General features: G+C 29.0%; 10 protein-coding genes. 5 read left to right on the forward strand and 5 right to left on the reverse strand.

Annotated features, from left to right (window positions below; all coding sequences use genetic code 11):
- Complete coding sequence (locus QM495_RS06105; protein WP_408671225.1) at positions 1-720, reverse strand: polyprenol monophosphomannose synthase; 720 nt, start codon at positions 718-720, stop codon at positions 1-3.
- A gap of 69 nt (positions 721-789) precedes the next feature.
- Between QM495_RS06105 and QM495_RS06110 the strand changes: the two genes are divergently transcribed.
- Positions 790-1,452, forward strand: coding sequence for a DUF4271 domain-containing protein (locus tag QM495_RS06110; protein WP_408671226.1), 663 nt, complete (start codon positions 790-792; stop codon positions 1,450-1,452).
- A gap of 16 nt (positions 1,453-1,468) precedes the next feature.
- A complete protein-coding gene (locus tag QM495_RS06115) occupies positions 1,469-2,215 on the forward strand; it encodes a uroporphyrinogen-III synthase (protein ID WP_408671227.1) in 747 nt (248 codons plus the stop codon).
- A gap of 46 nt (positions 2,216-2,261) precedes the next feature.
- On the opposite strand, the gene radA is transcribed toward QM495_RS06115, so the two are convergent.
- From radA to panC, 4 genes are read right to left on the reverse strand one after another with little or no spacing between them, the layout of a single operon-like run.
- Positions 2,262-3,620, reverse strand: coding sequence for a DNA repair protein RadA (radA, locus tag QM495_RS06120; RefSeq protein ID WP_408671228.1), 1,359 nt, complete (start codon positions 3,618-3,620; stop codon positions 2,262-2,264).
- 41 nt (positions 3,621-3,661) lie between these two features.
- Positions 3,662-4,636, reverse strand: coding sequence for a lysylphosphatidylglycerol synthase transmembrane domain-containing protein (locus QM495_RS06125; protein ID WP_408671229.1), 975 nt, complete (start codon positions 4,634-4,636; stop codon positions 3,662-3,664).
- 1 nt (position 4,637) lies between these two features.
- A complete protein-coding gene (gene panD, locus QM495_RS06130) occupies positions 4,638-4,988 on the reverse strand; it encodes an aspartate 1-decarboxylase (RefSeq protein ID WP_408671230.1) in 351 nt (116 codons plus the stop codon).
- 38 nt (positions 4,989-5,026) lie between these two features.
- Positions 5,027-5,866, reverse strand: a complete 840-nt coding sequence (panC, locus tag QM495_RS06135) for a pantoate--beta-alanine ligase (protein WP_408671234.1) — start codon at positions 5,864-5,866, stop codon at positions 5,027-5,029.
- 106 nt (positions 5,867-5,972) lie between these two features.
- Between panC and QM495_RS06140 the strand changes: the two genes are divergently transcribed.
- The 3 genes from QM495_RS06140 to glmS are packed head-to-tail and all read left to right on the forward strand — an operon-like array spanning position 5,973 to position 10,214.
- Positions 5,973-6,779 (forward strand): glycogen/starch synthase, encoded by an 807-nt coding sequence (locus QM495_RS06140; protein WP_408671231.1) that lies wholly within the window; start codon positions 5,973-5,975, stop codon positions 6,777-6,779.
- Between the two features lie 28 nt (positions 6,780-6,807).
- Positions 6,808-8,349, forward strand: a complete 1,542-nt coding sequence (locus QM495_RS06145) for a DUF4270 domain-containing protein (protein WP_408671232.1) — start codon at positions 6,808-6,810, stop codon at positions 8,347-8,349.
- Between the two features lie 14 nt (positions 8,350-8,363).
- Complete coding sequence (gene glmS / locus QM495_RS06150; protein ID WP_408671233.1) at positions 8,364-10,214, forward strand: glutamine--fructose-6-phosphate transaminase (isomerizing); 1,851 nt, start codon at positions 8,364-8,366, stop codon at positions 10,212-10,214.
- The last annotated feature ends 14 nt before the right edge of the window (positions 10,215-10,228 follow it).

Raw genomic sequence — 10,228 nt, forward strand, 5'->3', positions numbered from 1 at the left:
TTATTTTTGTATTCCTTGCAATCTCATTTTAATAACTCCAAATACAGCTTCTGAAATTATGGAGCCACTCATTTTTGAAGTTCCTCTTTTTCTGTCAGTAAAAATAACCGACACTTCTTTGTGTTTAAACTTTCTTTTCCAAGCTTTAAACTTCATTTCAATTTGAAAAGCGTAGCCAACAAATTTAATTTTGTCTAATTCTATGTTTTTTAAAACATCACTTTTGTAACAGACAAAACCTGCTGTAGTATCAAAAATTGGGATTTGGGTTATAACTTTAACGTACTTTGAGGCAAAATAGGATAAAAGCAATCGTTTAATATCCCAGTTAACTACGTTAATTTTGTTATTTAAATATCTTGAACCTATGGAGAAATCAGCTCCATCAATAGCACAAGCATTGTATAAATGTATTAAATCTTTTGGATTATGCGAAAAATCAGCATCCATTTCTATAATATAATCGTAATTTTTATTTAAAGCCCATTTAAAACCATGAATATAAGCTGCGCCTAGCCCATTTTTTTCTTTTCGAATTTCCAAAAATAAATTTGTAAACTCATTTTGTAATTTAGTTACAATCTTTGAAGTTCCATCAGGAGAACTATCATCAACAACTAAAATATCAAATTGCTTTTCTTGTAAAAAGACAGCTTTAATAATAGCTTCAATATTTTCTTTTTCGTTGTATGTTGGAATTATAACTAGTGTATTTGACATATAGCAAAATTATTTAGCAAAGATAAAACAAATTATTCCTAATTTTGCGTTAAAATAATAGCTAACTACATGTTTGAAGCAACAAAAATAATACATCAAAATAGTGATTGGATTACGTTTGTTTTGTTGTTTGTTTTTATGATTTTAGTTGTGCTAAAGCTAGTTTTTAGAGAGAGGTTGTTTCGTATTAGTACATTTTTTTTCTCGAAAAAGTATCTTTCAATTTATTTTAATAAAGAAAAAAAGATGTTTTTTAATTTATTTCAAGGCTCACTTTTTATAGTGCAACTATTAGTTTTGTCTTTATTATTTTATGTTGCCAATACTTATTTTCAAATGTATCCCAAACAACTTAACTTTAATAGCTTTTTTTTACTGTTTTCTGGGTTTATAATTTATTTTAGTTTGCGTTATTTTCTGGGTTTGCTGTTAGCTTATTTATTTAATTTTAAAAATGAATTTAGTAAAATTGTGTATCATAAAATGAGTTATTTTAATAACTTAATTTTATGGTTGTTACCATTTCTAGTTTTAAGTGTTTATTTTACGGAATACAAGAAAATAGTATTAGAAATAACATTTGTAGTATTCGCATTATTATTAATTTTAAGATATAGTTTAGTACTCCGGAATAATAAAAAGCTCATTTTTAGCAACTTGTTCTATTTTATTTTGTACATTTGCGCCCTTGAAATAGCACCTTTAATAATTATTTTAAAATTAACTATTTAAAGATAAATTGAAGAATATGAAAGTGAAATCAATACTAGTTTCTCAGCCAGCTCCAAAGACTGAAAATTCTCCATATATTGAATTATCCGAAAAGCAAAAAGTTAAAATTGATTTTGTTCCTTTTATCCATGTTGAAGGAGTTTCAGCAAAAGAGGTAAGATTACAAAAAATTGATTTGAATAATTATACTGCAATTATTTTAACTAGTAGAAATGCAGTTGATCACTTTTTTAGAATTGCTGAAGAAATGCGTTTTACAGTGCCAGATTCTATGAAGTATTTTTGTCAATCTGAAGCTGTTGCTTTTTATTTACAAAAATATGTTGTGTATCGTAAACGTAAAATTTATGTTGGGCAACGCACATTTCCAGATTTAATTAAAATTATAAAAAAACATAAAGAAGAAAAGTTTTTATTACCATCTTCAGATAAATTAAAAGAAATTATTCCAACTTCGTTAAATGAATTGGAGATAAATTGGCAAAGAGGTATTTTTTATAAAACAGTTGTTAGTGATTTATCTAATTTAGAAGATGTTTTTTATGATATTCTAGTCTTTTTTAGTCCTTCTGGAATTGATTCTTTATTTAAGAATTTTCCAGACTTCAAGCAAAATAACACGTGCATAGCTGTTTTTGGAAATTCAACGGTGACAGCTGCAACAAAAGCAGGGTTAAAATGTACTATAAAGGCTCCAACTCCTGAAATGCCTTCAATGACAATGGCGTTAGAAAAATATATTATTGCAGAAAACAAAAAATAATAGTTTAAAATAAGTTATAAAAAAAGCCGAATTAATTCGGCTTTTTTTATGCAAATAAATTAGCAAAAATATCTTCTACTTTAGTAACCTTAATAATTTTTATTGTGCTGTTAATTTTGCTAATTTTATTAAATTTAGAGATAAATATTTTATGAAAACCTAATTTTTCAGCCTCTAAAATACGTTGCTCAACTCTATTTACAGGTCGAATTTCCCCAGCTAAACCAATTTCAGCCGCAAAACAAAAATCTTGAGGGATTGCATCATCTTCATTAGAAGATAAAATAGCACTTATTACCGCTAAATCAATTGCAGGATCATCAACTTTTATACCTCCAGCGATATTTAAAAATACATCTTTAGCTCCTAATCTAAATCCAGCTCGTTTTTCTAAAACGGCCAATAACATATTTAATCGTTTGATGTCGTAACCAGTTGCTGAACGTTGAGGTGTACCATAAACCGCAGTGCTAACTAATGCTTGAACTTCAATCATTAATGGGCGTAAACCTTCTAAAGTTGCAGCAATAGCCGTACCACTTAAATCGTCTTCTTTTTGAGAAATTAATATTTCAGATGGATTTTCTACTTCGCGTAAACCAATATTTTGCATTTCATAAATACCTAACTCAGCAGTGGAACCAAAACGATTTTTATTGGCACGTAAAATTCTATACGTATGGTTTCTGTCTCCTTCAAATTGGAGTACAACATCTACCATATGTTCTAATATTTTTGGTCCGGCAATATTACCATCTTTGGTAATATGACCAATTAAAAGTACTGGTGTAGCGGTTTCTTTAGCGAATTTAATAAGCTCTGCAGTAGTTTCTCTAATTTGCGAAATAGAACCTGGAGAAGCCTCAATATATTCAGTGTGCAAAGTTTGAATAGAATCTATAACAACAACATCTGGATTTGCTTCTTCAATAGCTCTAAAAATATTTTGAGTATTTGTTTCAGTTAAAATTAAGCAATTTGTGTTAGTACTTTGTAACCGTTCTGCACGCATTTTAATTTGAGATTGGCTTTCTTCACCTGAAACATACAATACTTTTTTTGGAATGGTTAATGCTATTTGTAGCAATAAAGTGGATTTTCCAATACCAGGTTCACCACCTAATAATAACATAGAGCCTTTTACCAACCCACCACCTAAAACTCTATTAAATTCGTTATTTTTAGTGATAATTCTATCTTCTTCGTTTAAAGATATTTCATTAATTTTTAATGCTTTGTTAGTTTTTCGTTTTATTGATGATTGTTTCCATTTTCTTTTTTCTTCTTTCTGAAGAACTTCTTCAACAATAGTATTCCACTCCTTACAAGAAGTACATTGCCCTAACCATTTTGCATATTGAGAACCACAGTTTTGACAAAAAAAGGTTGTTTTAGTTTTAGCCATTTTTTATAAATTGAAAGAAGTAAATATAAGAAGAAAAGCTTTTATTTTTGATATTTATTATAGATTGGGAGTAATAAAAAAGATAAACCCCCAAATATTATAACCATAATGGTTTGTGCGGTCCACATAATCCAACCAAAAGCACGTGCCGGATTTTCATCAACATGATATAAAATAAGTGCACTAGCAACAAAAACAGGATACGTTCCTAAACCACCATTGGTTAAAGCCATACTTAAACCACCAACTACAAAACCAACAATAATAGCTGCAAAAGGAAGGTTTGTTGTTTCTGGTAAAGCAAAAGTTACAGCATAAAACATAAGCACATACATTGCCCAAATAAAAACGGTGTGGAACATAAATTGCCATTTTTTCTTCATTTTGTAAATGCTTTTAACACCATCTAATAAATCGTTTATAAATGAGAATATTTTGACAATAATACTGTTTTTCGATTTTTTAAAATATTTGTAGGAGAAAAAACCAATGATTGGAAACCCTACAAAAATTATAATTTTAGAATAGAGATTACTTTTACCATCATCCTTAAAAATATAACTACTTATTAATTCAGTTTGTAAAAAGAAAGCAATCCCAATAATACTTAATAACATAATTACATCAGCAACGCGCTCTGCAACGATAGTTCCGAAAGCTTTTTTAAATGGAATATTTTCGTACTTTTTTATGCTTGCAGCTCTAGCAACTTCGCCAGAACGAGGGATAACTAAATTTAATAAATAAGCTATTAAAACAGCCATAATGCTATTTGCAATTCTGGGTTTGTAGCCTAAAGGCTCTAATAAAAATTGCCAACGATATGCACGTGATAAATGGCTTAAAATTCCAAAAAATAGAGATACTGCAACCCACCAGTAATTTGCAGTTTTAAATGATGTTTTTATTGCTTGTACATCACTATTTGTTAACTTTGATAAAGAGTACCAAATTAAAAAAACTCCCAAGGCAATTGGGAGTGTTATAAAACTTATTTTTTTTATTTTTTTTATCAAGTTATGTTAACGAATTATCGTTTTCGTTTGGGAAAATAAGTGATGGTTTAAATGATTTTGCTTCTTCAAAATCCATAATACCATAAGTTATAATAATAATAATATCTCCTTTAGCTACTTTTCTTGCAGCTGGACCATTTAAGGTAATTTCACCACTTTTTCGTGGGCCTGGAATTGCATACGTTTCAAGGCGTTCACCATTGTTAATATTTACAATTTGAACTTTTTCTCCTTGAATTATATTTGCTGCGTCCATTAAATCTTCATCAATAGTTACGCTACCAATGTATTGTAAATCAGCACCTGTAACTTTAACTCTGTGAATTTTCGATTTTACTACTTCTATTTGCATAATGCAAAATTAATAATTTTGTGTTAATCTATTCATATTTATAAACTTATATTGTCAATAAGTCTAATTTTATTAGCAAAAATAGCTATAAAAGCACGATATTTTCGCTTTTGATCTTTATTTTTAATTGATTGAAGTGTTTCTTCATCTGCAATTTCAAAATATTCTAGTTCTAATAAAGGTTGTTTTTTAAATTCATTTTCAACCATTTCCACTATTTCAGAAGCATTTTTTGTGCCAAACTCTATTTTCGCTTTTTTAAGTGTTTTGTAAATAAATGGAGCAACTTCTCTATGCTTTTTTGTCAGTCTGCTATTTCTAGAACTCATGGCTAAACCATCTTTTTCTCTAAAAATATCACATCCAATAACTTTTACTGGAATTTGATATTTTTCAACCATTTTTTTAATAATTTGTAACTGTTGAAAATCTTTTTCACCAAAATAAGATTTGTGTGGTGTTACAATTTCAAATAACCGTTTAACAATAGTTCCTACACCATCAAAATGCCCATCTCTAAATTTACCTTCCATTTGAAATTCTAACCCATCAAAGTTAAACGATTGAGATTGAATGTTGTTACTATAAATTTCTTCAGCGGTAGGAGTAAAAACAATATCGCAATAAATTGATTTTAAGAGAGATAAATCTGTATCTATAGTTTTTGGATAATTAATTAAATCTTCTTTTTTATCAAACTGTGTAGGATTTACAAAAATGCTTACCACTACAATATCGTTCTCTTTTTTTGCTTGTTTAATAAGTGATAAATGTCCTTTGTGAAGAGCTCCCATTGTGGGTACAAACCCAATTGAAGTCCCTTTTTTTAACGACTTAATTTTTTGTTGTATCGATTTTATTTTAGCAAAAACTAACATATAGTATTGTAAATAAACGTTAAAAGCGTGCAAACTTACATTTTTCAAGCTTAATTCTACATTAATTTTCGTAATTTTGCATATTATTTAAATATAGAGTTGGTTTATGAAAGATAAGAGAGTATTGGTTGTTTCTTCAGAAGTGGTACCTTATTTGCCAGAAAATGAATTGTCAACAACATCATTTGAAACAGCAAAAATGATTCATGGGAAAGGTGGACAAATACGAATTTTTATGCCTCGATTTGGTTTAATTAATGAGAGAAGACATCAATTACACGAAGTAATTAGATTATCAGGTATGAATTTGGTAATTAATGATATGGATATGCCATTAATTATTAAAGTTGCTTCAATTCCAAAAGAAAGAATGCAAGTTTACTTTATTGATAACGATGAATATTTTAAAAGAAAAGCATTGTTTTCTGATGAAGACAATAATTTATTTGAAGATAACGATGAAAGAGCTATATTTTTTGCAAAAGGAGTTGTAGAAACTGTAAAAAAATTAAATTGGGCGCCAGATATTATTCACGTACACGGTTGGATGGCTTCACTTTTACCATTATATATAAAAGAATATTATAAAGATGACGCATTATTTGCCGATAGTAAAATAGTTACTTCAGTGTATAATAACGGCTTTGAAGGAGAGCTAAGTAGTGATTTTTTAAGTAAAATTAAATTTGATAATGTAGATGAGTCAAAAATTGAAACAATCAAAAACCCAAACTATATAAATCTTTTAAAAAATGCAATTGAAAACTCGGATGCGATTATTAAAGCAAGCGAAGAATTACCATTAGAGTTGGAAGAATTTTTAAAAACTAGCGAAAAACCTGTATTAGATTATTTTCATGTAAGTGAATTTGATACTGCATATACAGAATTTTATTTAAACAAAGTTTTATAGTTTAATCATAAAAAATCAAAAATTACATATGACAACTAAAGTTGTAAAAGTATTAAAATACTTAGGGCTATTCTCAATAGTATTTTTTACAATAATTTCATGCGATAAGGAAATAGAAAATATTGGAGTAAATCTCATAGATAATAACAATTTTAGCACAAATAAATTAACTACTGAAGTTATTTCAGGAAGTGAAAATGTTGAGAGAGTTATTTCAAATGGTGTTCCTCAATATTTATTAGGTGTGTATTCTGATGCTGAATTTGGAAAATTAAAAGCATCAATTGTTAGCCAAATAACCCTTCCTTTAACGGGTGATAATTATAGCTACGGAACAAATGCAAATATAGACTCTGTATTAATTGATATTCCTTACCAATCTACAAGAGATATAGAAAATTATAGCAATGGGAAGCCAAAATTTACAATCGATTCAATTATAGGTGATGTAGATACAGAGTTTTTATTAAAGGTTTATGAGTTAAAAACATTTTTAAATTCCTTAGACCCTGAAGACCCATCTAAACTAGCCATTTATTATTCAGATAAAGAGTTTATGAAAGACGAAACACCTTTCTTTTCTGGAAATTTTAAAGTAAATCCAGATGATACAGTAACTTATGTGAAGAGATATATGCCAGATGCAACCATATATGATATTGACACCATTAAAAAAGCAGATATAAGCCCTTCAATTAAAATTCCATTAAATGAAGCAATGATTCAACAAATTTTTGTTGATAATGTAAATGACTTAGATTTTTCATCTATTGATGCTTTTCAGCATGACTTTCGAGGATTTTATATAGAAGCAGAAGAATTAGCTAGTGAAAATTCACATTTAATATCATTAGACATGACTAATGCTAAAATGACAATTTACTACTCAAATGATGAGGATGAACCAGAAGGTACAGATACAAATGAAAATGGTACTACAGGAGAGCAAGGAGTTAGAATTTCGCATGAGTATATATTTTCTCTAGGATCAATAAGATCGAATGTTATAGACAGAGATAATACAAATAGTAAAGCAAGTGGTGAAGATAAATTATATGTACAAGGAGCTGCAGGTTCAATAGCAACTATAGAAATATTAAACGCAGAAAATTTAGCCGATTTACAAGATAATAATTGGTTAATTACGAATGCTAGTTTAATATTTTATGTAGATCAAAATGCATCTAGTAATATTGCTCCGGAACAACTATTTTTATATAATTATGATGAGAATTCTCAAATATTAGATATGTTGACTGAAGGAATATTTACAATGGGAGGTTCTTTAGAAAGAGATGATGATGGAAATCCATACAGATATGTTTTTAGAATAACAGATTATATTTCTGAGTTGTTAAAAAAATTAGAGGAAGATGAAGAACGCTCAGTTGATTTAGTTAAACTAGGAATTAAGGTTTATAGTTCAACAGATACACCAGTTTCTCCTTTAGATACAAGCATTAAAAATTTTAGTTGGAACCCAAAAGGAGTTGTTTTATATGGAGATAACATAAGTGCAGGAGATAAAAGAGTAAAGTTTCAAATATCATACGCTGAAATTAATAACTAATAAAACAAATTAGTATGTGCGGTATAGCAGGTTATTTAGGTTATAGAAAGGCATATCCAATTGTAATTAATGGGTTGCAAAGACTTGAATATAGAGGTTATGATAGTGCTGGAATTGTTTTAATGAATGACAATAAGCTAACTCTTCATAAAACAAAAGGAAAAGTTTCAGACCTGAAAGAATTAGTTGGGCAAGAAAATATTGAAGCAAACTTAGCTTTAGGTCACACACGTTGGGCGACTCACGGAATTCCAAACGATATAAACTCTCATCCGCATGTTTCAAATTCAGGAAATTTAGTAATTGTTCATAACGGAATAATTGAAAATTATAATACATTAAAAAAAGAGCTTTTAGCAAGAGGGTATTCATTTAAGAGTGATACTGACACGGAGGTTTTAATTAATTTAATAGAAGAAATTAAAACTAAGAATAATTGTAAATTAGAAAAAGCAGTTCAACTAGCTTTAACAAATATTTTTGGAGCTTATGCAATTGCTGTTTTTGATATTTCAAATCCAGATGAAATAGTTGTTGCACGTTTAGGAAGTCCAATTGCCATTGGAATTGGAGATAATAATTCCGAATTTTTTGTTGCATCTGACGCATCTCCATTTATTGAATATACAAAAGACGCTGTTTATTTAGATGATGAAGAATTAGCAATTATTAAAATAGGTGAAGACATACGAGTTCACAAAATTAAAGATAATTCTATTGTTGAACCTAATATTCAAGAGCTTCAACTTAATTTAGAACAAATTGAAAAAGGTGGTTATGATCACTTTATGTTAAAAGAAATTCATGAACAACCAAATGCAATTTTAGACACCTATAGAGGAAGGCTTTTACCAGAAAAAGGTATTATTAAAATGGGTAGTGTTGATAATAATATTGCCAAATTTTTAAATGCTAATCGTATTATTATTGTTGCTTGCGGTACTTCTTGGCACGCAGGTTTAGTTGCCGAATATTTATTTGAAGATTTAGCCCGAATTCCAGTTGAAGTAGAATACGCATCAGAATTTAGATATAGAAACCCAATAATAAATAAAGGAGATATAATAATTGCTATTTCACAATCGGGTGAAACAGCTGATACCTTAGCAGCAATTAAATTAGCAAAATCTCAAGGTGCTTTTGTTTTTGGAGTGTGTAATGTTGTAGGGTCATCAATAGCAAGAGAAACAGATACTGGCGCATACACACATGCAGGACCTGAGATAGGTGTAGCTTCAACCAAAGCATTTACAACCCAAATTACTGTACTTACTTTAATGGCTTTAAAGCTAGGAAACTTAAAAGGAGAAATTTCAAACTCACAATTTCATAACTATATACAAGAAATGAGTTTGATTCCTTCTAAAGTTGAAGAGACTTTAAAGGTTAATAATATTGTTGAAGAAATTGCTGCAATTTATAAAGACGCTCCAAACTGTTTGTATTTAGGAAGAGGATATAATTTTCCTGTAGCATTAGAAGGAGCTTTGAAATTGAAAGAAATTTCGTATATCCATGCAGAAGGTTATCCTGCCGCCGAAATGAAACACGGACCTATTGCATTAATTGATGAGTCTATGCCAGTTGTAGTTATTGCTACTAAAAAAGGGCATTATGATAAAGTAGTGAGTAATATTCAGGAAATAAAATCTAGAAAAGGAAAAATTATTGCTGTTGTAACCGAAGGAGATACTATTGTAAAAGATCTTGCTGATCATATTATTGAAATCCCCGAAACTTTGGAAGCGTTCACACCTTTATTAGCTACAATACCTTTACAGTTACTTTCTTACCATATTGCTGTTATGAGAAATTGTAATGTTGACCAACCAAGAAATTTAGCAAAATCAGTTACGGTGGAGTAACTAATTTAAAATTT

Source organism: Lutibacter sp. (assembly GCF_046055765.1).
GTDB lineage: Bacteria > Bacteroidota > Bacteroidia > Flavobacteriales > Flavobacteriaceae > Lutibacter.

Coding starts and splice junctions, on each gene's coding strand:
- QM495_RS06105 (WP_408671225.1), bottom strand. CDS start 720: ATGTCAAATACACTAGTTATAATTCCAACATACAACGAAAAAGAAAAT.
- QM495_RS06110 (WP_408671226.1), top strand. CDS start 790: ATGTTTGAAGCAACAAAAATAATACATCAAAATAGTGATTGGATTACG.
- QM495_RS06115 (WP_408671227.1), top strand. CDS start 1,469: ATGAAAGTGAAATCAATACTAGTTTCTCAGCCAGCTCCAAAGACTGAA.
- radA (WP_408671228.1), bottom strand. CDS start 3,620: ATGGCTAAAACTAAAACAACCTTTTTTTGTCAAAACTGTGGTTCTCAA.
- panD (WP_408671230.1), bottom strand. CDS start 4,988: ATGCAAATAGAAGTAGTAAAATCGAAAATTCACAGAGTTAAAGTTACA.
- panC (WP_408671234.1), bottom strand. CDS start 5,866: ATGTTAGTTTTTGCTAAAATAAAATCGATACAACAAAAAATTAAGTCG.
- QM495_RS06140 (WP_408671231.1), top strand. CDS start 5,973: ATGAAAGATAAGAGAGTATTGGTTGTTTCTTCAGAAGTGGTACCTTAT.
- QM495_RS06145 (WP_408671232.1), top strand. CDS start 6,808: ATGACAACTAAAGTTGTAAAAGTATTAAAATACTTAGGGCTATTCTCA.
- glmS (WP_408671233.1), top strand. CDS start 8,364: ATGTGCGGTATAGCAGGTTATTTAGGTTATAGAAAGGCATATCCAATT.